The 23274-nt window shown below is 42.1% G+C and carries 20 protein-coding genes; 17 read left to right on the top strand and 3 right to left on the bottom strand.

Annotated elements, in window-relative coordinates; translation table 11 throughout:
- Positions 1-97 precede the first annotated feature (97 nt).
- The 6 genes from ACUN27_RS16725 to ACUN27_RS16750 all read left to right on the top strand — a co-directional run bounded on the left by ACUN27_RS16725 (position 98) and on the right by ACUN27_RS16750 (position 6819).
- Entirely contained in the window at positions 98-1174 is a 1077-nt protein-coding gene (locus tag ACUN27_RS16725; protein ID WP_315950765.1) for a metallophosphoesterase family protein, read from the top strand.
- A 103-nt stretch (positions 1175-1277) separates the two neighbouring features.
- The gene (locus ACUN27_RS16730) at positions 1278-2300 is read left to right on the top strand and encodes an ROK family transcriptional regulator (protein ID WP_315950764.1); all 1023 of its coding nucleotides are present in this window, start codon (positions 1278-1280) and stop codon (positions 2298-2300) included.
- A 147-nt stretch (positions 2301-2447) separates the two neighbouring features.
- Positions 2448-3845 carry a spore germination protein gene (locus tag ACUN27_RS16735; protein ID WP_315950763.1) on the top strand — a complete coding sequence of 466 codons (1398 nt, stop codon included), beginning with the start codon at positions 2448-2450 and terminating at the stop codon, positions 3843-3845.
- Positions 3842-5002: a Ger(x)C family spore germination protein gene (locus ACUN27_RS16740; RefSeq protein WP_315950762.1), complete on the top strand. Its 1161-nt coding sequence runs from the start codon at positions 3842-3844 to the stop codon at positions 5000-5002. The genes ACUN27_RS16735 and ACUN27_RS16740 overlap by 4 nt, the downstream gene beginning before the upstream one ends.
- Positions 4999-6090 carry a GerAB/ArcD/ProY family transporter gene (locus ACUN27_RS16745; protein ID WP_315950761.1) on the top strand — a complete coding sequence of 364 codons (1092 nt, stop codon included), beginning with the start codon at positions 4999-5001 and terminating at the stop codon, positions 6088-6090. The genes ACUN27_RS16740 and ACUN27_RS16745 overlap by 4 nt, the downstream gene beginning before the upstream one ends.
- Positions 6091-6213: 123 nt before the next feature.
- A complete protein-coding gene (locus ACUN27_RS16750) occupies positions 6214-6819 on the top strand; it encodes a TetR/AcrR family transcriptional regulator (protein ID WP_315950760.1) in 606 nt (201 codons plus the stop codon).
- Between the two features lie 123 nt (positions 6820-6942).
- Here ACUN27_RS16750 and ACUN27_RS16755 read toward each other — a convergent pair whose 3' ends face one another.
- Complete coding sequence (locus ACUN27_RS16755; protein WP_379171981.1) at positions 6943-7383, bottom strand: MarR family winged helix-turn-helix transcriptional regulator; 441 nt, start codon at positions 7381-7383, stop codon at positions 6943-6945.
- A gap of 167 nt (positions 7384-7550) precedes the next feature.
- On the opposite strand from ACUN27_RS16755, the gene ACUN27_RS16760 reads away from it, so the two are divergent.
- From ACUN27_RS16760 to ACUN27_RS16805, 10 genes are all read left to right on the top strand, one after another.
- Positions 7551-8516 (top strand): quinone oxidoreductase family protein, encoded by a 966-nt coding sequence (locus tag ACUN27_RS16760; RefSeq protein ID WP_445559242.1) that lies wholly within the window; start codon positions 7551-7553, stop codon positions 8514-8516.
- A gap of 220 nt (positions 8517-8736) precedes the next feature.
- A complete protein-coding gene (gene ppsA, locus ACUN27_RS16765; RefSeq protein ID WP_445559243.1) occupies positions 8737-11343 on the top strand; it encodes a phosphoenolpyruvate synthase in 2607 nt (868 codons plus the stop codon).
- 321 nt (positions 11344-11664) lie between these two features.
- Positions 11665-12141 carry an Lrp/AsnC family transcriptional regulator gene (locus tag ACUN27_RS16770; protein ID WP_127450662.1) on the top strand — a complete coding sequence of 159 codons (477 nt, stop codon included), beginning with the start codon at positions 11665-11667 and terminating at the stop codon, positions 12139-12141.
- Between the two features lie 25 nt (positions 12142-12166).
- On the top strand, positions 12167-13750 hold the full coding sequence (locus tag ACUN27_RS16775; RefSeq protein ID WP_445559244.1) for an ABC transporter substrate-binding protein: 1584 nt from the start codon (positions 12167-12169) through the stop codon (positions 13748-13750).
- A gap of 27 nt (positions 13751-13777) precedes the next feature.
- On the top strand, positions 13778-14725 hold the full coding sequence (locus ACUN27_RS16780; protein WP_315950755.1) for an ABC transporter permease: 948 nt from the start codon (positions 13778-13780) through the stop codon (positions 14723-14725).
- A 4-nt stretch (positions 14726-14729) separates the two neighbouring features.
- Positions 14730-15560: an ABC transporter permease gene (locus tag ACUN27_RS16785; RefSeq protein ID WP_315950754.1), complete on the top strand. Its 831-nt coding sequence runs from the start codon at positions 14730-14732 to the stop codon at positions 15558-15560.
- A 12-nt stretch (positions 15561-15572) separates the two neighbouring features.
- On the top strand, positions 15573-16595 hold the full coding sequence (locus tag ACUN27_RS16790; RefSeq protein ID WP_315950753.1) for an ABC transporter ATP-binding protein: 1023 nt from the start codon (positions 15573-15575) through the stop codon (positions 16593-16595).
- Positions 16543-17562 carry an ABC transporter ATP-binding protein gene (locus ACUN27_RS16795; RefSeq protein ID WP_445559245.1) on the top strand — a complete coding sequence of 340 codons (1020 nt, stop codon included), beginning with the start codon at positions 16543-16545 and terminating at the stop codon, positions 17560-17562. The genes ACUN27_RS16790 and ACUN27_RS16795 overlap by 53 nt, the downstream gene beginning before the upstream one ends.
- A 2-nt stretch (positions 17563-17564) precedes the next feature.
- Positions 17565-19172, top strand: a complete 1608-nt coding sequence (locus ACUN27_RS16800; RefSeq protein WP_315950751.1) for a gamma-glutamyltransferase family protein — start codon at positions 17565-17567, stop codon at positions 19170-19172.
- Positions 19173-19917: 745 nt separating this feature from the next.
- Complete coding sequence (locus tag ACUN27_RS16805) at positions 19918-20490, top strand: DinB family protein (RefSeq protein ID WP_445559246.1); 573 nt, start codon at positions 19918-19920, stop codon at positions 20488-20490.
- Positions 20491-20499: 9 nt separating this feature from the next.
- Here the strand turns inward: ACUN27_RS16805 and ACUN27_RS16810 are convergent, their stop codons facing one another.
- Positions 20500-21303 carry a hypothetical protein gene (locus ACUN27_RS16810; RefSeq protein ID WP_315950749.1) on the bottom strand — a complete coding sequence of 268 codons (804 nt, stop codon included), beginning with the start codon at positions 21301-21303 and terminating at the stop codon, positions 20500-20502.
- A 93-nt stretch (positions 21304-21396) separates the two neighbouring features.
- Here ACUN27_RS16810 and ACUN27_RS16815 point away from each other — a divergent pair, with 93 nt between their 5' ends.
- Positions 21397-22233, top strand: a complete 837-nt coding sequence (locus ACUN27_RS16815; protein ID WP_326059887.1) for an aminoglycoside phosphotransferase family protein — start codon at positions 21397-21399, stop codon at positions 22231-22233.
- 50 nt (positions 22234-22283) lie between these two features.
- Here the strand turns inward: ACUN27_RS16815 and ACUN27_RS16820 are convergent, their stop codons facing one another.
- Complete coding sequence (locus tag ACUN27_RS16820) at positions 22284-23192, bottom strand: LysR family transcriptional regulator (RefSeq protein ID WP_445559247.1); 909 nt, start codon at positions 23190-23192, stop codon at positions 22284-22286.
- Positions 23193-23274: the final 82 nt, after the last annotated feature.

Consider the following 23274-nt stretch of genomic DNA (forward strand, 5'->3'; position numbering starts at 1 on the left):
ATATAACCTTAAGCTCCACCAAATCCCCTGCTGACATTCCAACGTTATGGTAGTTCATATCGGAATTCATCATGGAAGGAAATGGAGTGTGGCAGGAGTGAAAATAGAGTTATTGAAAGTTGGGTTATCGCTTGCTTTATTCACTGTTCCCCTCAACGGTAAGGAAGAAGAGAAGCCTAGATTATCCTTCCCCGTTATCAGTGATATTCACGTGCAGTCATGGGATAAGCAGTCCCAACACAAGTTCGCTGCCGCACTGAGTGACTTAAACGATCTGAATCCAAGTTCCGATTTGCTAGTTATTAATGGAGATTTAACAAACGGAATGTCATCTGACTATGAGGAATTAAATGAATTGCTGAAGTCAAATCCTCATCCGAAAAAGATTGCGTGGACAATCGGAAATCATGAGTTCTATCGAGCATGGTTCGATCCAAACCGAGTATGGCGGGCGGATTCATTCCCAAACAAGGAGACGGAACAGGCCTCCATATCCCGATTCTTACAGCTTACGGGTGAAAAGCAAGTCTATTATGACCAGTTCATTCAAGGGTATCATTTTATTTTTCTTGGATCAGAGCAATATCGGCAATCCGACGAGGCAAATCTGGAAGATGCCTATTTATCTCAAAAGCAACTGGACTGGTTGAGTATGAAGTTGAAGGATGATGTAGATGCAGGTAAGCCGGTCTTTGTTTTTTTGCATCAACCTTTACCCAATAGTGTGGCGGGCACGCATTTCTGCTGTACGAATAACAGAGCAATCGTTCAACATGAGGAATTGAAAAAAATATTATCAGGTTACCCGCAGGTGATCTTCTTCTCCGGCCATACGCATTGGGAATTGAAGTCCCCAGATACACTTGTCAAAGATAATTTCACCATGGTCAATTCATCGTCTGTGCAACAACCGTGGACAGACAACGGCCACGGCGGTGAAGTGGCATTAGGCCCAGAAGAAAGTGAAGGTCTGTATGTTGAGGTGTACAAGGATAAAGTGGCCATTAAAGGACGTGATTTTTATCGTCATCGTTATATTCAAGAGGCACAATTCTTAGTAGCATTGGGGGGAAATGACAAAAAGCCAGAACGCTTTCACATAGTGGAAGGATTGCCGCTAACGGAGCTATTTCATTGGTTAAACATGCTTGGAAAAGGCTGGTTTAAAGGTTAAGGGGCGTCTTGCCCTTTTTTGCAACATCTGATAAGATGAACCTAAACTTATTAAATTCATTTAATAAGTGGTATTGTTTTTAATAGGAAAGGTTCTGATCGATATGACAAATGTCTTTAAGACGCCGAAAGAGCTAAACGAACCGTTAATTTACCGTATCCGTGCAGGGCTCATCTTGTTAGGTAGTGCAACAAAAGCGGAGCTCAGTCAGAGATTGGGGATCAGCTTTCCGACGATCAGCAAATTTATAGCTCAGATGGAGAAGGACGGCGAAATCCGTTATACAGGTGATGATGATTCCAGCGGGGGCAGGAGGGCAAAGAGGTATACCTATGATCCTGAGTTCATGTTGGGACTGGCCATTTTCATCGAGAAAAATGAAACCAATTATTCGATATTCAACTGTCTTGGGCAGGTCAAAGAGCAGGGGACCAAACCAAGCGTCATACAACAAGATGCACAAATGCTTGGAGACCTTATTGAAACGTTGATCGAAAAATATCCAAGGCTTCGTTCCATTGCAATCGGAGTGCCTGGCGCTGTCGAAAATGGCAAAATCATTTTTATACCCCCGTATCAGCAGTACTTTAACTATGATCTGAAAGGGGAATTCGAATCCAAATTTCAGATACCCGTCGTGGTTGAAAATGATATGAATGCATCGGTACTTGGATATGCGTCGAACTACGAGATAGAGAATGAGTCGCTGATCTATCTGTATTTCGGCCAGAACGGGCCAGGGTCCGGCATTATGATTAATGGCGATGTTGTGCGAGGCAGCACCTTCTTCTCAGGTGAGATTTCATTCGTACCCCAGTATGATAATAGGACGTTTCTGCAAGCCTTGCAAAATGGGGGCAGCAACCATCGAATGTTATTAGCTGAAGATAATCAGATTGATGCGATCGCACGATTAATTGCCACATTCACTGCCATTATCAACCCTCGGACAGTTGTTTTCTGTGATGATGAAGTAGACGAAGTGCTTTTGAATAAGATTGTAGATAGAAGCTCGGCCTACATCCCGCAAGAACATTTGCCTCAACTCTTGAGGAGCAACTGGAGAGAGGACTACCTGGCCGGCTTGCAGAATTTAGCATTAAACTTGATGATTACGGATAGTTAATAGCAATCAGATTATTTTGGTATTGTTCGGGACGAAAGAAGCACTGCTAGGGTCATTCAGAGCAGGGCTTCTTTTCTATTTTATGGAATAAAACAGCTTGAAATCACGCATGATATAAACCGAGACTTGAGGAAGGGGGGAAGTGGCATGGAGCAGAGCATTCCAGCGGATGTTCACGAAAATGTACAGATGAATTATGATGCGTTACAGCATATTTTTCATAATTGTTCCGATATCGTATTTAGACCGTTAAAACTTATGGATCACTCAAATATTCTCCTCGTTTATATTGAAGAAATGACAGACTCAGATCGATTGGAGCAGATTATTTCGGCGTGTATGATGAGTCATGATTTTACAAGGCTCACACAGTATACGCCCGTTTTTGAATTATCAAAAATCGTAGCAGAAGTTTTGAAAGGCTGTACGGCTATTTTTTTGGACGGCAAGCCTTTTGCTTATATAGCAGACCTGACTGACTTCAAACAACGCGCAATTAATGAACCGTCTAATGAGGCTTCGATTCGTGGACCACGTGAGGGATTTACCGAAGATCTGAGAACAAATTTAAGCATGATTCGAAGAAAAATAAGCCATTCCACCTTAAAGTTCGAAATGCATCAAGCAGGAGATTTGACCCATACCGATTTTGTCGTAGCCTATATCGAAGATCAAGTGAAGCCGGAGCTGCTTCAGGAAGTCAGAAGCAGACTTCATTCTTTTCGAACGAATCAACTGCTGGATTCTGGCTATATCGAAGAATTTATCGAAGATAAGTCCTTATCCTTTTTTCCGCAAATCCAAAACACAGAGCGTCCAGACACCGTAGCCGCGAGTCTGCTTGCAGGCAGAGTAGCCATTATCGTCGATGGCTCTCCCAACGCTTTATTGCTGCCCATGACATTTTGGTCTGGCTTTCAAGCAGCAGAAGATCATTATGAACGCTTCTTATACGTTTCGGCAGTCAGAATTATACGTTTCTTGCTAACCCTCGTGTCTTGCTTACTACCTTCCGTGTATGTTGCGCTTACCACATTTCATCCGCAAATGATTCCACTAGCGTTAATGCTTAGTATATCAGTATCTAGAGAAGGCATACCGTTTCCAACCGTGATCGAAACTCTATTGATGGAACTGATGTTCGAGGGATTGCGGGAAGCAGGTCTCCGTCTGCCGAAAGCCATTGGTTCAGCTGTAAGTATCGTAGGCGCGCTGGTTATTGGCGAGGCTGCTGTGCAAGCAGGATTTATTTCAGCTCCGATTGTCATGATCGTTGCCGGAACAGGAATCGCATCGTTTGCTTTTCCGAGCTATAGTTTGGCATTACCGTATCGCATACTAAGATTTCCACTTCTTGTATTGGGCGGATTCTTAGGTTTGTATGGTGTTGCCATCGGGATCATGTTCGTTATGATTCATCTTGTGACACTGAAGTCATTCGGTGTTCCTTATTTAAGTCCGGTAACGCCAATTGGAAAAAAATTCTGGAAGGACACGCTTATACGAATGAACAGAAAATACGTATCAGCGTCGCGAAAACAATGAAGAAATTGTGTTTAATTCTGTCTTTGACAGTAACTCTGTTCATTTCCGGTTGTTGGGATAGGAATGAAATTAATGATTACGCTTTCTGGATAGGGACAGCCCTAGATCTATCGGAGAACGGTAAACTTACAAAAAGCGCTCAGGTTGCCGTTCCTGCTGATTTCAAAAGCAGTAAAGGAGGAGGAGGAACCGAAAAAAGGGCTAACATTGTACTTACAGCTTCCGGAACCACCATTGTTGATCTGACACAACAAATTCAAGACAAGCTTCCCAGGAAGGTTTTTCTTGGACACCGCAGGTCTATTTTTATTGGTGAAAAGCTAGCGAAAAAAGGTTTAGTTGATATTATGGATCAATTTACACGAAACACAGATACTCGGATGCGTACGGATATTTTCGTTGTCAATAATGGAGAAGGTAAAGACGTTTTGAAAATCAACAGTCCTTTTAGTCAGTTCTCAGCAATTGTGGCTGTTAATCAAGATCGGTTTTGCCGGTTAGGGGACACGGCTTTACGAGACGTCTTACTTGATATAGGGCGAGATGGCATCCGGCCATGCATGCCCATGGTTGAAATTACGCCGAATAATGAACAAGAGAAAAATGAGATCATCGAAGTGAAATCCGTAGCCATTTTTAATAAAAAATTGGCTATGGTCGGAGAAGTGAGCGGAAGAGAGTCACTGGAATTGTTCTGGGTGAAAGGTGTGTTAAAGGATCAATTTCTCACAGAAGAAACCGAGGAAGGCAGCATATCTTTATACGAATCCAACTTAAAAAAATCCATCCGAACTGAAGTAAATGGCCATACAATTAAAGCCTATGTGAAACTGGAGGGAAAAGGAAGAGTCCTTGAGAACAACACGGATATTGATATTTCCGTTTCGTCAGAACGTATCCCGTTGGAACGCAAGCTTAATGAAATGAAAGCCAAGAAAGTAGAAGCAACAATCAAGAAAATACAGCTTCAACTTGGCCAGGATGTGTTTGGGATCGGTGAAGAAATTCATAGAGACCATCCTTACCAATGGAAGGAACTTCGGGATAAATGGGATCAACTATTTCCGACTGTTGAAGTATCCGTGAATGTTAAATTGAAAATTCAGAATACGGGAGATATTGGCAAGCGTATCCCGGGAATAGGAGATAGAACGTGAAAATTACGCGTTGGCAATTGTTTTGGATGTTCACAACATTAGAAATTTCAATGAGTATTTGGCTCACGGTATCTCCTACGATTGAGACAGCTAGACAAGATGCCTGGATATCACTACTATTGGCAGGCGTAATTGGTATTATCGTGACAATGATTTTAGTTCTCGTTAGCCAGCGGCATTCGGCTTATACACTAGTCGAGTTTGCACAGAAGCTTTGTGGAAAATGGGTGGGAAAGTTAATCGCTGCATTGTATATTATGGTTTGGTTTTCAGTATCTGCAGACATTTTGCGAATATTCTCCTTATTTATTAAGCAATTTCTGTTTCACGATACACCGATTTGGGTCATCACAATCATGATGATCTCCGCTATGGTCTACATCAATTACGCGGGAAACATTGAAGCTATTGCTCGCTTCAGTGAAATGGCTGGACCCTTGCTGCTGTTAGGCATTCTCATTACTTTCGGATTAAATGTAACGAATCTGCACCCTGATTTAATTTTTCCTGTATTTGCAGACTCAGGGGTTATGGCAATATTGAAGGGTTCATTCGTGAACGCATCATTTCTAGGTGAGTCTATGATGATCATGATGTTAACGCCTTTTATCGTGAACTCGCAAAAGATGCTGAAGCCCGCGCTGCTTGCGATCTGTATTCCATCCTTGGTTGCTGTATTAACGGCAATTTTTGTTATTATGACATTTGGAACGAATATCGGCTCAACTTTAATTTATCCGTATTTTAGCATGGTTCGATTTATTAATTATTTAGAATTCATTCAAAATATGGATGTCTGGATTATGTTTATCTGGATTTTCAGCGTTTTCGTCAAGTTAGCCATATATTTGTTTATTAACAGTTATGGAACTGCGCAATTGCTTGGTGTTAAGAACTGGCGGATTCTCATCGGATTTGCTGCGATTGTCATTTTCGCAATTTCCTTAATTCCTGCGAATATCGTAGGTCTATTGGATTTCGCAAAGTTGGTATGGATTATTTACATTTTCCCAATTTTCATCGTGGGATTGCCGATCCTTTTATTGTTCGTTAGTTTCCTAAGAGGCCGCTCGCTCGCGCATGAATAACAGGTGATCCCTAAGAAATATAGATAATATCCGGGGATAGACGTTGAGTTGACTAATAGGACTATGAAGTGTATTTTAAAATAGATTGATCGTTCAATTCATAAGTGGGAAAGGAGGAACAGCATGTTTGGTGAATACAACAAGGTACAGCAAGCCGTTCTGGAAACAACGCTTAACATCATCATTCAGAAGGAACTACAAGCTACATCCATGGCGCTAATTGCCAAAGAATCCGGTGTATCGACAGGAAACATTTATCATTACTTTAAGAGCAAGGAAGATATAGTCAACGAACTCTATAAAGCAATTGTTACTTTTAATGGACATTATGTGCGCGAAGGCTTACAACAGGGCAAAACGATCCGTGAAAAGTTTGAGCTGGGCTGGAAGCGGGTCATTGAATTGGGTGAAAAATATCCGCAAGGGTTTCAATTCATCGAGCAGTATTCTTTCTCACCTTACATCTATGATGAGGTGAAGCGAGAGGTCTATACAGGTGGCTGGTGCGAACCGATGAATAAATTATATGAAGAAGCCATTAAACATAAGTTGTTCGTGCCGATGGATGCGCAAATGATGGTTCAAATGCATTACGGGTCATTCGTCTATATGTTAAAAGGTCAATCGTACGGGATATTTGAGTTAACGAATGAAAGTATCAACGAAGCCATCTGTTCCTGCTGGAATGCCGTTTCTCCTAAGGATGATACGGTAAAAGATCATGGATAGGTTCGATTCGTCGGACCAGCTTAGCTGCCCATGGTTTTAGAATTTCGATTTTTTGAATACAAAGGGACTTCTCTTTCAAATAAGAAAGTAATCTAAAAAATAGCCGCGTATCGCGGCTATTTTTTATTGCAAATTATGATTTAAAATTTTACCGGCAAGGGCGGTCAGTTGCAAACGTTCAGCTTGGGTTAGATTTGCGGTGATGGCATGGATTTGATGCTTAATCTCCTGACTAGCTACTTGAATAAGTTGCCTACCGGCAGGAGTCACACTCACATTAAATCCGCGTCGGTCGACGGGAGAAATGGTACGTTGGACGAGCCCGCGGCGTTCAGCGCGATCGATTAAACCGGTAATGCTGGATTTATCAAGGTTAAGGTACTGGGCTAGCTGCATCATGCTAGGTTCTCGATCCCGCAGAATGCCAAGCAAGCGAATTTGAATGATTGAAAGATCGTGCTCTGCTCCGACCTGGCCAAGAATAGAGTGAACGGCGAAAGAGAGTTGCACCAGTCCATCAAGGAACGATTGATCCATCGTATGGGTTGTTGGGTCATTATCCATTATTATTTCACTCCAAAAAATATATAAGATTAAAAGGACAGACAGCTTATGCGGCTGTGAATTCATCTTGTATTTTATCATAAAAGATATTGATTTTGTATGCCATGCGAGCTATATTGTTTGTGTAACAAACTAAATTTATGTGAAACGTGAAAGGAGGTCATTTTATGCATGCTGCTGTTGTGCGTTCGTTGGATACTGCTCCGAAATATGAAATTGTCGATACTCCCATACCTTCTGAAAAAAATGAGGTTCTTATAGATGTGATTGCTGCAGGTTTGCACCCCCGCGTGCGATCACAAGCCAATGGTTCTCATTATACAAGTTCCGATCAACTGCCGTTAGTTCCTGGCATCGATGGCGTTGGTCGTATGGCTAATGGTCAATTCATCTATTTTGTTGCACCTGACTCATCGATAGGGACGTTTGCAGAAAAGGCCGTCATTGACACTCGTCGAAGTGTAGCTTTGCCGGATGATGTTGATCCTATCCGGATTGCTGCGGCAATGAATCCAGCCATGTCGTCCTGGGTAGCAATCCGCCGTCGAATTGATTTTCAGCAGGGACAAAAGGTTCTGATTCTTGGCGCAACGGGGAATTCTGGACAGATGGCTGTGCAGATTGCAAAGCTTCTCGGCGCGAGCCAGGTGATTGGTGCTGGGCGAGATGAGAATCGCCTTAATGGCCTAAAGGATCTGGGGGCAGACGTGACAGTTTCCCTTGCGGGTGATCCGGAGGAAGCAGCTGATCGACTGGGGGAGATTGCCTCTGAAGTCGACGTCGTCATCGACTATTTGTGGGGCAAACCAGCAGAACTTGCGATGTTACCCTTGCTTAAAAATAGATCGGAGCGAAGCCGGGCATTGTCATGGATTCAGATTGGGTCCATTGCAGGTCCTACGGCTGCAGTGCCTTCCGTCGCACTTCGATCAGCCAACTTTTGTTTGCTAGGCAGCGGTCAAGGTTCAGTCTCGACCTCAGGATATGTGGCCGAGCTGCCATCTTTAATCGATGTGATTGCTGCAGGCAAGCTTGAAGTGAACTCGATATCTTTGCCGCTTTCCAAAGTTGAAGAAGTATGGAATGATGCTGTTTATGCCGGGCAGCGTGTTGTCTTTATCCCGACGAAGTAGGTGGAAGGCATCCGCGCAGATGCGGAAAATCAAAAAAGAACCTGATAAAAATATCAGGTTCTTCCGTATTGCATATAAGTGCACACGGTGTTATAATCGGAACACGAATGTTTTGTTGTTGGTTTTAGGTCAAACTTCATTCATCTTACACTCTAAGTGTACCATGTCGTCAATCCCTTGTCAAATGTTTTCTCAATTTAATGGTTAGGAGAGATGTAGAATGAGTTCTTTAGTTCTCGGTTTTCAGGAAATGGAGAAAACACAGCTTACCCTTGTTGGCGGAAAAGGTTTAAATTTAGGGGAACTATCAAAAATTCAAGGGATACAAGTACCAGAAGGATTTTGTGTGACAACTGTGGGATATCAACAGGCGATCGAGAAAAACGAGTCTTATCATGCTTTTCTTGAACGCCTAAACACACTGAAAGTTGGAGATCGAGATCAAATTAGTGAGATCAGCAGAAAGCTCCGACAACTTATTATAGAAGCCGAGATACCAAATGACGTAGTGAAAGAAGTTGCTCACTATCTTGCCAAGTTTGGCGAAGAACATGCCTATGCGGTGCGTTCCAGTGCAACTGCTGAAGATTTACCACATGCCTCTTTTGCCGGTCAACAAGACACCTACTTAAATATTAGCGGTAAAGAAGCAATCCTACAGCATATCAGCAAATGTTGGGCTTCTTTATTTACGGACCGTGCGGTCATTTACCGTATGCAAAATGGTTTTGATCACAGCCAAGTTTATTTATCTGTTGTTATTCAACGGATGGTCTTTCCGCAGGCTTCTGGAATTTTATTTACGGCTGATCCAATAACTTCTAACCGAAAGCAGCTATCCATCGATGCCAGTTTCGGGCTTGGCGAAGCGTTGGTCTCAGGCTTGGTATCTGCCGATTGTTATAAAGTACAAGATGACGAAATCGTCGATAAGCGGATCTCAATCAAAAAATTGGCTATCTATGGTCGAAAAGAAGGCGGGACAGAGACTCAGCCAATCGAACTTGATCAGCAAAAGGCACAAACCCTGACTGAACCACAAATTTTGCAATTGGCGCGCATCGGAAGACAAATTGAAGCCTATTTTGGATCTCCACAAGATATTGAGTGGTGTTTGGCTGATGGTACATTTTATATTGTCCAGAGTCGACCAATCACAACCTTATTCCCGATTCCTGAAGCGGATGATGAAGAAAATCACGTTTATTTATCCGTTGGGCATCAACAAATGATGACCGATCCCATTAAACCATTGGGATTGTCTTTTTACTTGCTAACGACGCCAGCACCCATGCGCAAAGCTGGTGGGAGGTTGTTTGTTGATGTAACCAATCATCTGGCTTCACCTGCCCGAAGAGATCACTTGATTAATGTGCTCGGACCCTCCGATCCGCTCATTAAAGACGCGTTAACGACGATTATTAACCGTGGCGATTTCATCAAATTGGCTCCAGATGAAGAAAAAAATCAGACTCCTGCTAACAGCAACAAAGTTATACCATCACCGTCACAAGTCGATTTCGAACCATCAATCGTTTCAGAATTGATTACAAAGAATCAAACGTCGATAAGAACGTTACAAGAAAGCATACAATCGAAATCAGGAGTGGCCTTACTTGATTTTATTCTGGAAGATTTTCAGGAATTAAAAAGGGTTTTATTTGACCCACAAAGCTCGGCTGTTTTTATGGCAGCTATGAATGCTTCATCAAGGATCAATGAAAAAATGAACGAGTGGTTGGGCGAAAAGAATGTTGCAGATACGCTTTCTCAGTCTGTAGCAAACAATATTACTTCGGAAATGGGTCTAGCGCTCATGGATGTCGCGGATGTCATTCGTCCTTATCCGGAAGTCATTGTATATTTACAGCGGGTAAAAGATGATAATTTTTTGGATGAGCTTGTTAAATTTGCTGGTGGACCGGAAGTCCGTGACGCCATCGATGCTTATCTTCAAAAATACGGAATGCGATGCGCCGGAGAAATCGATGTGACGAGAACTCGTTGGAGTGAAAAACCAATGACACTAGTCCCTATGATACTCGGTAATATCAAAAATTTTGAACCGAATGCTGCTTATCGGAAATTCGAGCAAGGGCGACAGGAAGCTTTGGAAAAAGAGAAAGAGCTTATAGATCGATTACAACATTTACCGGACGGGGAAGAAAAAGTTGAAGAAACGAAGCGGTTGATCAGCCTAATTCGAAACTTCATCGGTTATCGTGAATATCCCAAATATGGGATGATTAGTCGCTACTTCGTATATAAGTTGGCTTTACTGAGAGAGGCCGAACAGCTCGTGAAAGCTAATCTTATAAGAGAAAAAGAAGATATTTATTATCTCACTTTTCAAGAACTTCACGAGGTCGTACGCACGAATGAGCTGGATTATCAGATCATCAGCAAACGTAAGGATGATTACAAATTTTTTGAAAAACTAACTCCTCCGCGTGTCATGACGTCTGATGGGGAAATCATTGCAGGTGAGTATAAACGTGAAAATCTTCCTGCCAATGCCATTGTAGGACTACCCGTTTCTTCCGGAGTTATCGAGGGCAGAGCGCGTGTCATTTTAAACATGGAAGAGGCAAATATAGAAGAGGGGGATATCCTGGTCACTGCCTTTACTGATCCTGGCTGGACACCCTTGTTCGTATCTATAAAAGGACTAGTCACCGAAGTTGGGGGACTGATGACACATGGCGCAGTTATCGCGCGAGAATATGGCTTGCCGGCCGTTGTTGGCGTAGAAGATGCGACCAAATTGATTAAAGATGGGCAGCGCATCCGTGTGCATGGGACAGAAGGGTATATTGAGATATTGTAATAGCTTATTATCAAGTAAACTGGGATGTCATTAAAATCTAATGGCAATTCACGTTACCATGTGTGCCCCCGTTGATACGGTATTGGATAGAAGTCCACTATCATATCTGTGGGGGCATTTTTATGTAAACTAAACGTTATTAAAAGTAACATTAAAGACTTATTGAATAAAATTTTAAATTTTTATGTTACATATATTGACATCAACAAAAGGCAAGCGTACTATAATCTACAATAAGGTTCATACAAATTCGTACTATTTTTCAAAAAAAGTGATGTGAAGGTTCAAAGAATCATCTAGAAAGTACGAAAGGAGCGAAACATGGAAGAGAAAGTTAACCGACAACTTTATTCAGATCTAGATGATTTGGATTACAGAATTGTAAAGTTTCTAGAAGACAATGCGCGCATGCCTTTCACGCAAATAGCAACCGAACTGGGTGTTACAGAGAGAACGATTCGAATGCGAGTGCAGCAAATGCAAAGTGATGGAATTCTAAGTTTAGTAGGTGTCGTTAATCCTATAAAAGCTGGAATTCGGATGCAAGCTTTAATCCAAATCGCTGTAGATCAGAACAAGCTTGATCAAGTCGTAGAGGAATTAATGGATACATATGAGGCGCGGTTGGTCGTTCTAACATCGGGTGAGTATCAATTGATCATTCAAGTTTTCACACGCGATTATGAAGAACTCTCAGAATTTTTGATGAAGAAACTTAATAGGGTGGATGGGATTACACGAACTAATGTGATAGTTGAATTGAAAGTGCTGAAATCTCGCCTGAAATTTATTCGCTAGACTAATAGTAACGGAGGAGAAACCAATGTTCACATTAAGGGATATTCGTTTGTTATTAGCAACATCTCTAGTTGGCACAATGTTTACTCTTACTGCATGTGGCGATAGTTCTACTAATACGATGAGTTCTGCCAGTCCAACCCTAAGCACAACAACGGCAAGCAATTCGGCTCCATCCGGAAATAAAATACTCAAAATCGGTTTAAAAGCAGACCCTCCTAACCTGGATCCTTACGGCTCATCGGCTCTCGTTGATCGAATGGTTCAAAATAGCATTTTTGATAAATTATTCGACCTTGACAAGGACGGTAAGATTATTCCTATGCTAGCAGAATCTTATGAAGTGGATAGCGCCGGTAAAAACTATACGATTAAATTGAAAAGTGGCGTGAAGTTCCAGGATGGAACAGATTTTAATGCAGAGGTTGTAAAGTTTAACTTTGAGCGCAATAAAGAGGACAAGTCCAAACGCAAAAACGAGTTAAAGTTCGTCGATAAGATAACAGTTGTAGACCCAGCCACCGTTAAGATCGAGTTATCGCAGCCATTCTCACCTTTTATTTCGGTACTTACCGACAGAGCTGGAATGATGGTTTCACCGGAAGCTGTTAAAAAATACGGCGATGATTTCCTTAATCATCCGGTCGGTACTGGCCCTTTCATCTTCGTTGAGCACGTCAATGGCGATCATGTCACTTTGAAAAGAAATGATAATTATTGGAATGGGAAGCCAAAGCTCGACGGTGTCGAATTCAAAGTATTTACGAACGGACCTGCAGCGATTCAAAACTTGAAATCGGGGCAATTGGATTTGCTTGATGATCTTACAGTCGCCACCAAACTTATTCCGAGCATTAAGGAAGATGCCAATTTAACCGTTATTTCCAATCCGGGTATGGGATATCAAGGCATTCATTTAAATACAACCAAAGAACCGTTTACGAATAAATATCTACGTGCAGCTGTCGATCGTGCTATTGATCGCGACACGGTTATTAAAGTGCTGATGGATGGATATGCCAGCCCTGCCAATTCACCATTCGCTCCAGGAAACTTAGCATATGGGGATTCGGACAAAGTTGAAAAGCCAGTTCCTGCAACAATTAAAGATTTGCTCGCCAAAGGCGGAAAACCGGACGGTTTCTCCTTCAAGTTCCAGATTGGGACTTCTCCGTCCCAGGAACAGTTTGGAGCTGTCGTTCAAAACATGCTAAAGCCTTATAACATAACAGTGGAGCTAGAAAAAATAGAATTCGGACAGTTATTAGAAAATGGTGATAAAGGTAACTTCCAAGCTTTACAAATAGGCTGGTCTGGGCGTCCAGATCCGGATCAAAGTTTCTATGATTTCGTTGTAACAAAAGGGCCGCAAAACTATTCGCATTCATCGATTCCGGAGATTGACAAATTGGCAACCGAAGGAAGACAAGAATTAGATGATGCAAAACGTAAAGCTATTTACGATAAGGCAATGACAATTCTGCATGATGAAGCTAATTATGTGTACCTTTACCATATTAACAATGTATTCGGTCTTTCCAAAAAAATAAGCGGATTTAACTATGTGCCCGATGGTGTCTTCCGCACCGCAACGATAGATAAAAAATAATCACATGATATCAAGAGGTGGACTTGCATGAGTTTCTTAATTCGCAGAATTGTACTCACGATTCCAATACTCTTCTTGGTGTCGATCATGACATTTTCCCTGATCCATCTGATTCCGGGCGATCCCGCCCGGGTCATCTTGGGCCAGGAAGCGACACCGGAAACGTACCAAGCTTTAAGACACGAATTGGGATTGGATCAACCGATTGTTATTCAGTATGTGAACTGGTTAGGGAAAGTGCTCCGTGGTGATCTAGGAATGTCCATTACCGATCATGTTCCTGTGATTCAATTAATCTCTCAACGATTACCTGCAACGATAGAATTGACGATCGGAACATTTATCGTGGCAGTTCTCATTGCAATTCCTACTGGAATTCTTGCGGCGGCGCGACGAAAAACTTGGCTGGATTATACAAGCACATTTACAGCGCTTGGCGGAATGAGTGTGCCGAACTTCTGGCTTGGTATGATGCTTATCATTTTTTTTTCGGTAAAACACAATTGGCTGCCCTCATCGGGATATACACCGATTACACAAAATTTGGCACAAAATATAACGGCGATGATTCTCCCTTGCCTTGCAACTGGGCTTCGGGAGTCTGCTGTATTAATGAGAATGCTTCGTTCGAGTTTGCTTGATGTTGTAAATATGGATTTTGTAAGGACAGCAAAAGCAAAAGGATTAAATGAGTTTCGTACGATCATAGGGCATGTGCTGCGTAATGCGTTGATACCTGTTGTCACGACATCCGGCATTATGATTGCAGGTCTGCTTGGCGGACTTGTGATCACGGAATCTATCTTTTCAATTCCAGGCTTTGGTCGCTTGATCGTTGAATCTGTTTTCAAACGGGACTATGTTACCGTTCAAGGCGCCATACTCATTTCCGCTGCTCTGGTTGTTCTTGTCAATTTATGCGTAGACCTGCTCTACGCCGCTATCGATCCTCGCATCAGGGCTGGAGAGGGGTGAGGTAATGAAAGAGTTCAAGAAGTTTTTTCGCACAGGACTAGGATTGATTGGTGCTCTTATAATCGTTTCTTTACTTCTTGCAGCGATTTTTGCTCAACAAATAGCCCCGATTGATCCGAATGCTCAAGATTATAACCATATTTTAGAGAAGCCAGGTAAAGATCATTTTTTTGGTACTGACGATCTTGGCCGTGATATTTTCTCACGCGTTATTCATGGGGCGCAAATTTCTATTAAAGCTGCGGTAATTTCCGTTGGCATTGCTTTATTGATTGGCATTCCTATTGGTCTGTTATCTGGGTATTATCGCGGTTTTTGGGATGAGTGGATTGTTATGAGGTCTGTTGACGCCATGCAAGCATTCCCATTTCTCATTTTAGCCTTAGCTATAGCAGCGGTTCTAGGGACAGGCTTCGGTAATGCGATGTTGGCTATTGGAATCGGGTTTGCCCCTTCCTTTGTGCGTATTACTCGCGGTCAGGTTCTGGCGCTGAGAAGTCTTGAATATATTCAAGCTGCGAAGGCGATCGGAGTCAAAGATCGAAACATTATCTTTGGACATATTCTTCCCAATGCATTAAGTCCAATTATTATTCAATCCACCTTAGCCATGGCATCCGGTATTCTGGCTGAAGCTTCCTTATCTTATCTAGGTCTTGGTGTACAGCCGCCGGCACCATCTTGGGGAAGCATGTTGAATCAAGCTCAGGGCTTACTTTCAGCAGCTCCGTATGCCGCCTATTTCCCTGGGGCTGCGATCTTTCTTGTTGTTCTTGGCTTTAATCTACTTGGGGATGGCCTGCAGCAATATCTGGATCCAAAGGTAAAGGAATAGGAGGTGGATATCGTGAGCTTACTATTAGAGATTACAAATCTAAAAACAAGTTTCAAGACAGTTCACGGAAAGATTACTGTAGTGGACGGAGTGCATCTCAGCATGTTACCTGGACAAACATTAGGAATAGTAGGTGAATCCGGAAGCGGCAAGAGCGTGACAAGCTTGTCGATTATGGGACTTCTTCCGCAGACAGGATATGCTGAAGGTGAAATCCGATTCAATGGTCAAGATTTACTATCTTACTCAGAAAAGCAGATGCAGAATATTCGCGGTAACGAAATCTCAATGATTTTTCAGGACCCTTTAACATCTTTGAACCCTTTACATACCATAGGCCGTCAAATTCAAGAGTCAATCCGCATTCATCAGAAGATAAAAAAAGTCGAAGCAAAACAGAAAGTAATAGCTTTGTTAAAGGCTGTGGGCATGCCGCGACCCGAAGAAATTTATCATGAATATCCTTATCAACTATCTGGCGGTATGAGACAACGGGTGATGATTGCGATGGCTATGGCCTGCGAGCCGAAGCTGATTATTGCGGACGAACCGACAACGGCTCTGGATGTGACTATTCAAGCACAAATTCTTGATCTTATGCGGGAGTTAAAGGAGCATTCTGACACTTCTATTTTATTAATCACCCATGACCTTGGTATCGTAGCAGAAATGTGTGATCAAGTAATTGTTATGTATGCCGGGCAGGTCGTCGAGGAGACAGATGTAAATACATTATTCGATAACCCCAAGCATCCGTATACGATAGGACTTATGAACTCGTTGCCCGATATAAATAACGATAGGGAATACTTGGCTGCCATTCCGGGTTCTGTCCCGTTTGCCCATCAAATGCCCCAAGGCTGCAGATATTCTACACGTTGCAGCCAGGTGATGGAACAATGTTTATCAGAGACGCCGCCATTATTTACAAAAGCAAATCATAAATGTAGATGTTGGTTGTTCGCGGAAGGAGGGCTTGGGAATGAGCAAACCGCTCCTGGAAGTGAGGGGATTAACCAAATTCTTTCCTATTAAACAAGGTTTCTTCAATCGAAAGTATGGTTATGTAAGAGCTGTGGATGGTGTCCATTTTCAGGTCTCCACAGGCGAAACCTTGGGAATTGTAGGTGAATCTGGCTGCGGTAAATCAACGACAGGGCGGAGTATAATCAGATTAATCGAGCCGACCGCAGGTGAAGTATTATTCCAAGGTAAGGATTTAGCGAAGCTTTCCAATGAAGTCATGCGCAGAATGAGAAAAGACATTCAAATCATTTTTCAAGACCCCTATGCATCATTAAATCCGAGAAAAACAATCCGCCAAATCCTATTGGAACCGCTTCATGTTCATCAAGTGGGAACTAAAGCCGAGAGGATTCAAAACATTGAAGAGATGATAGAAATCGTTGGCTTGAAAAAAGAACATTTGGAACGTTATCCGCATGATTTCTCAGGCGGCCAAAGACAACGTATCGGGATAGCCCGCGCCCTTATCGTTAAACCGAAGCTCATTATCGCGGATGAAGCGGTTTCGGCGCTGGATGTTTCCATACAAGCTCAAATTCTAAATTTGTTGAAAGATCTTAAAAAGAAATTAAATTTGACTGTGATTTTTATCTCACATGATTTATCCGTTATCAAACATACTTGCGATCGTGTAGCAGTTATGTATTTAGGGAAAATTGTTGAGATTGCTGATAAGCAGGAGCTTTTCCGGAATCCATGCCATCCATATACCAAAGCACTTCTTTCAGCATTACCAGTCGCAGATCCACTAGCCAAAAGAGCACGCATTATTCTTAAAGGAGATCTGCCGTCTCCTACAAATCCACCTTCCGGTTGCTCGTTTCACACTAGGTGCGAGTATGCGAAGGATATCTGCAAATCAATTGCTCCCACGCTTACCGAAATCTATGCAGGTCAACTGGTTTCATGCCACTTTGTTCAAGAAGGAATTGATCATACAGCAACTTCACGAGGATACGTGGAGAAAAGAGGTTAAACATGAATTATGACGCGACTCAGTATCCTTATTCTTCGAGAAGACATACTGTTTTTTCGAAAAATGGCATGGTGGCTACTTCTCAGCCGCTCGCAGCCCAAGCAGGATTAGACATTTTGAAAAAAGGTGGCAACGCGATTGATGCAGCCATTGCTACAGCTGCCTGTTTAACAGTTGTCGAACCTACATCCAACGGCATAGGCGGAGATGCGTTTGCGCTAGTTTGGGTAAAAGATCAGTTGTATGGATTGAATGCCAGCGGGCCTGCGCCCAAGTCCATATCCATTGAAGCTGTAAAGAATGCGGGTTACGAGGAAATGCCGCAATATGGGTTTATTCCTGTAACGGTACCAGGGACTCCGGGCGCTTGGGCGGCTTTGTCCAAAAGATTCGGTAAGCTTCCTCTAACCGAAGTCTTGAAACCAGCCATTGCATATGCTGAACACGGGTATCCGATTTCTCCAACTCTTGGAAAGTACTGGGGAGCTGGATATAAGAAGTTCAAAGCGGAAGCTGTTGGTGAACAATTTCAAAGCTGGTTCAAAACTTTTGCACCGGAAGGAAGAGCGCCTCGCATTGGGGAGGTGTGGAAGTCACCGGATCATGCTAAAACACTAAGATTGATAGCGGAGACCGGGGCGGAAGAATTTTATCGCGGCGATTTAGCTGCTCAGATCGACCGATTTTCAAAACAGTATGGCGGTTTTATATCCAAAGAGGACCTTGCTGATTTTCATCCTGAATGGGTGAAGCCCATTCATGTTAATTACAAAGGCTACGATGTATGGGAACTCCCACCAAATGGACAGGGAATGGTCGCTTTGATGGCTCTAAACATCTTAAAAGGATTTCATTTTGCTGCCAAGGATAATGTTGAAGTTTACCATAAACAAATTGAAGCGATCAAGTTGGCCTTTGCCGATGGGTTACACTATATTACGCAGTTTGATAAAATGACGGTTTCGGTTGAAGATTTGCTTTCCGATAACTACGCAGACCGCAGGAGAGCGCTGCTTAACGATTTGGCTGCACAACCTGCAGCAGGAGATCCCCCAAGAGGAGGAACCGTTTATCTTTGTGCGGCAGATGATGAGGGAAATATGATTTCCTATATTCAAAGTAATTATATGGGTTTTGGGTCTGGTCTTGTCGTTCCGGGAACGGGAATTGCTTTGCAAAACCGGGGGCATAATTTCTCCCTTAATCCTGAGCACAATAATCGTTTAGAACCAGGGAAGAAAACATTTCATACGATTATTCCGGGATTTTTATCTAAGAATGGGAAAGCAATCGGTCCATTCGGTGTTATGGGCGGATTTATGCAGCCACAGGGTCATGTGCAGGTTGTTATGAATATGATCGATTTTCACCTTAATCCGCAAGCGGCACTAGATGCACCTAGATGGCAGTGGGTAAAGGATAAAACTGTCCTTCTGGAGCACTCCGTTCCGGAACATATCGCACAGGAATTGGTCAAAAGAGGACATAACATTGAATGGGCTTTGGATTCAGGCTCTTTTGGTCGGGGGCAAGTGATTATACGTGATGAATTTGATGTTTATGCTGGTGGAACTGAGCCAAGAACGGATGGATCTATTGCTGCATGGTGATTTAAGGATATGTCTGGTGATTTGAACAAATATTCTATATGAGGCCGCGTATATCGCGGTCTTTTTAGCATAGATTTTATATGTTTTTGGGCTTATGGGGAACTATGATCCCTTATTTGTGTGAAAAAGCAATTTTTCATCTAGTTAGGGAAACTACAGTTCGCTAATTCGCCACTATTGCTTGGAAATCGGGCCATGGGGAAGAAATAAGTCTCTGTAGTTCCGCTCAAGGGGGATGACAGCTCGGTTTATCTAAAATAGGGGACTCCAGTTCCCTTTCATTTGATAATTGGGGTAGGAGCACGTATTCATGTACGCCATTCTGTTCCATTATGTGGTAATATGTTGAGTAATTAGCTCCTATTTTATAAGGGAGGATAAGGATGAAGTACGCGGCACATTTGGGCATACTCTCGTCGTTAGGATCGATAACGCTTTGGCTGATTTTTGTCTCTTATAACCCGTACAATTCTGAGCAAGTAAGTAATGACGTTTTCCTGAGATCAGTTTTGTTTCTTTTAGTCCCTGCATGTTTAGCGTTGATAGGTTCAATAATTAACAATCGAATTATATTGTTCATAGCATTCATCTGGTCACTTCCTATAAGCCTCTATTTAGCTATGACACCCAGCATCTTTAAATTGTTCATCGTTACTTCAATTTGCTATCTACTTAGCGCCATATGGATGAGGAATCGTCAGAAAAAACAGCTGTAAGATTAACGTAGTATTCTGGAGGCGAGAAAATGTCAGTAAAAAAAGCCATACATCACATTGATAATGAACTAACAAGAACATTAAATGATTACTATTCTTGGTTAGATGTTCATTCAGATTTGCTTAGGTTTAGACCTAAGGTTGGTTGGAGTATAGAACAAATTTTAGAGCATGTCACATTAACTAACTATTTCCTATTAATTTTGATTCGAAAAGGAAAGAAAAAAGCTCTAGATCTTGCAATACCGATAAATCTAGATCACGCAGTTTCTAATTACGTATACAATTTAGGGGAGCTTGATCTAATTGATAAACATAAATCATTTGTCTGGATACGACCTGAACATATGGAACCAATTGGAGATAAGTCAATATCCGAAATAAAAAGTTTAATGGAAGAGCAGATAAATGAATGCAAAGAAATACTTAAAGAACTACCGAATGGAGAAGGCATTTTATTTAAAACTACAATGACAGTAATCAATCTTGGAAAGATTGATGTTTACCAGTATATTTATTTCCTATGTCAGCACGCCAAACGTCATATTTCTCAAATGGAACGTGTAAGAGATGAGTTTAGTAACTTCAAGATTGCTGAATAGAACCGTATATCAGTGGATTAGCGTAAGCATCTGATAAACTTGACGTTGATCTCCTTTCAACCGGACATAGCGGCACTGCATTTGAGAAGAGCCGTCGCCATCCAAATAGATGCCGTCTACTAATCTTCGGTCGCCTAATCTTTCAAGAATGGCTGCTCGGAACTCTGCAATTGTACAATTCGTAGGGGTAACAACCATGTACACGTTTTCTTGGCTATCATAAACAATGGCCGAACGCATACGACTTTCGTCATAAGCTGGCATCTCCTCTAGAATCATATCGTTCTCCCAATCCAAACGATCGTTAAGTCTCATGCTGACGCCCCCTTGAGCCCAATAATGGTGCTTATCTGTGACGGACAACTCGCCGGCATGTGTGACTACTTGAATCGAGAAGTGTTTCGTGATGTCATCCCATACGAGTGTTCCACGTTTTAAATTTGTGTCTATACCAGTATTGTACCAGCCAGAGCCATAATCGCCTGGTAAACCTTTCAGAGGTTGATCGTTGAGAACCGCAATGCTCAACAAAGCTCCTTCCCAGAAGAATCCCCCGTTGATACCGTAGAAAGGAGTCTTCGTTACATTCGTATCGATGGCTTGAAGTCGAATATTATCCGGAGTAGTTCGTATTGTATGTAAGAGGACACCGTTAGAAGCTTTTTGTTTTTCATAATGATAATGATGGGGTAGTTTGAAGTCTTTCTGATAGTAATTAATGAATGAAACAAGCAAAATTGCAAGAGCCATAAGCATAAGGTGATAACGGTTGAATTTTGTTACTAACAGTTGCGAGATTCTCGAAAGGTTCACTTGTTACTCCTTATTGGATCATTCTATCGATGTCCCAAGAATATCATGAACTAGCAATAGATGTATATAAAAGGCTGAGGGAGGTGTTTGATATTGCTTGGTAAACGTATTGGTTTGGGTTCGAGTTGTGAAGTATACGAATGGATGGACAGCAATAAAGTTGTCAAACTTTTCAATTTGGACACGCAAGCGGATGCTGTTCAACGTGAATTTCGCAACTGCTATATCGCCTGGGAGAATGGACTTTCAACAGCCCGTCCCTTTGAACAAGTTAGCTGGGAAGGAAGGCACGGTATCGTTTTCGAAAAGATCGAAGGAGAAACGTTTTTGGATCGAATATTTGAGGGACTGTATGCTTTTCGAACGTTTGATTTTAACGAACCAGATCATGGTCTGCGAAAATTAGCGGCAGTTCTGAATGATATTCATCAGATCAAAGTCACCGGCATAGCTACCGAGCAAATTAAGCATTTAAAATCGATTATTGGTCATCCGGCCGTGTTTACGGACGACGAATTATCTGCGATTCATACCTACATGGACCAGCTGCCTGTACAACGTCAATTCTGTCATGGCGATACGAACCCAGGGAATGTCATCATAAAAAATAATAAAATGTATATGGTCGACTGGATGCATGCTATCATCGGCAATCCCGCCGCGGATGTCGCGGAAGTTTGTGTAATGATTGAATTTGCTGTATTGCCGCCAGAAACCCCAACTGCTGTCAAAGATTTCTTTGAGACTTCACGACAAGTCGCCCTTAACATTTTTATAGATGAGTACTGTAAGTTATCGGGGCATACTGAGCAAGAAATACGAGCCTGGTATATACCGGCTGCTGCTCGTTCCATCTCATCGGGAGCATTGGCCGAAGAACAAGTTGCAAAGCTTGTATCTATGATACGAAATGCTCTATATGCTTCCTAAAGAAGGCTGCCGGTACAGAACCGGCAGTCTTTTACGCAGCCAAAGAATGATCAAGCATCATGATTGGTCTCGTTAGAATAACTATCCAGTACGAATGACTTGAACATTTGGGCTGGGAAATTTAATTCTCTATCTTTATTTACAATAATGCCATGGGTGGAGAATATCCCGGTAGGCAAAGGCAACGATTGGAAGTCACCTTCTTCCAATTCTTTTTCAGCTGCTATTTTGGGAATTAAAGCAAATCCAATCCCACACTTCACAGCTTTTTTAATCATTTCAATACTAGGATATTGAATCGCACCACTTGTTTCAACCCCAGTCTCCTCTAAGATCATGTTGGCATGTGTATGGTACAAGCAGCTGTTACCAAAGCTGATCGCGGCTTCATGGTTTAGCACTATTAAACCATCCGTTTCCACTTTTTCCGTCAATTCATGTGAGGCAATAAAAATCAATTCTTCCTGCAGCATAGGGTAAAAAATTAGGTCTTCTCGCCCAGGATCTCGAGGTACAATCCCAAAATCAACAACATACTGAGAAACATCGTCAATAACATCTTGATGGTAGCCCGTTTCCAGCTTGAATTTAACCATTGGATAATCAAAGCGAAATTTCTCGATAAGCGATGCCATTCTCGTCACAAAAAAAGATTCATGCATACTTAAGTGAATGGTCCCTCTTGGTTGATTCGATTCATTCATGGCTTCTTCCAAAGTCAGCCCTAAATGGACAAATTGATGTGCAAACTTGGCAAGTTTGAGGCCTGCTTCCGTTGGCTTTACTCCTCTTGATAAGCGGTAAAAAAGTTTCTGACCACATGCCCGCTCAAGTAATTGAATATGGTTGGTAACCGTAGACTGAACATATCCTAATTTCTCTGAAGCACGATTAAAGCTTTTTTCCTCCATCACGGCAATAAATGTCTTGAAAAATCTCCCCTCTAGCAAGTCAATCATAAGTTTCTCTCCCTTTAGTTATCAGGTTTCGAAATAACAGATATTGAATCTTTCCATAACTGAAATAGATGAGCCTATGATA

Source organism: Paenibacillus sp. WC2504 (assembly GCF_052682475.1).

Coding starts and splice junctions, on each gene's coding strand:
- ACUN27_RS16730 (WP_315950764.1), top strand. CDS start 1,278: ATGACAAATGTCTTTAAGACGCCGAAAGAGCTAAACGAACCGTTAATT.
- ACUN27_RS16735 (WP_315950763.1), top strand. CDS start 2,448: ATGGAGCAGAGCATTCCAGCGGATGTTCACGAAAATGTACAGATGAAT.
- ACUN27_RS16740 (WP_315950762.1), top strand. CDS start 3,842: ATGAAGAAATTGTGTTTAATTCTGTCTTTGACAGTAACTCTGTTCATT.
- ACUN27_RS16750 (WP_315950760.1), top strand. CDS start 6,214: ATGTTTGGTGAATACAACAAGGTACAGCAAGCCGTTCTGGAAACAACG.
- ACUN27_RS16755 (WP_379171981.1), bottom strand. CDS start 7,383: ATGGATAATGACCCAACAACCCATACGATGGATCAATCGTTCCTTGAT.
- ACUN27_RS16760 (WP_445559242.1), top strand. CDS start 7,551: ATGCATGCTGCTGTTGTGCGTTCGTTGGATACTGCTCCGAAATATGAA.
- ppsA (WP_445559243.1), top strand. CDS start 8,737: ATGAGTTCTTTAGTTCTCGGTTTTCAGGAAATGGAGAAAACACAGCTT.
- ACUN27_RS16770 (WP_127450662.1), top strand. CDS start 11,665: ATGGAAGAGAAAGTTAACCGACAACTTTATTCAGATCTAGATGATTTG.
- ACUN27_RS16775 (WP_445559244.1), top strand. CDS start 12,167: ATGTTCACATTAAGGGATATTCGTTTGTTATTAGCAACATCTCTAGTT.
- ACUN27_RS16780 (WP_315950755.1), top strand. CDS start 13,778: ATGAGTTTCTTAATTCGCAGAATTGTACTCACGATTCCAATACTCTTC.
- ACUN27_RS16785 (WP_315950754.1), top strand. CDS start 14,730: ATGAAAGAGTTCAAGAAGTTTTTTCGCACAGGACTAGGATTGATTGGT.
- ACUN27_RS16795 (WP_445559245.1), top strand. CDS start 16,543: ATGAGCAAACCGCTCCTGGAAGTGAGGGGATTAACCAAATTCTTTCCT.
- ACUN27_RS16800 (WP_315950751.1), top strand. CDS start 17,565: ATGAATTATGACGCGACTCAGTATCCTTATTCTTCGAGAAGACATACT.
- ACUN27_RS16805 (WP_445559246.1), top strand. CDS start 19,918: ATGTCAGTAAAAAAAGCCATACATCACATTGATAATGAACTAACAAGA.
- ACUN27_RS16820 (WP_445559247.1), bottom strand. CDS start 23,192: ATGATTGACTTGCTAGAGGGGAGATTTTTCAAGACATTTATTGCCGTG.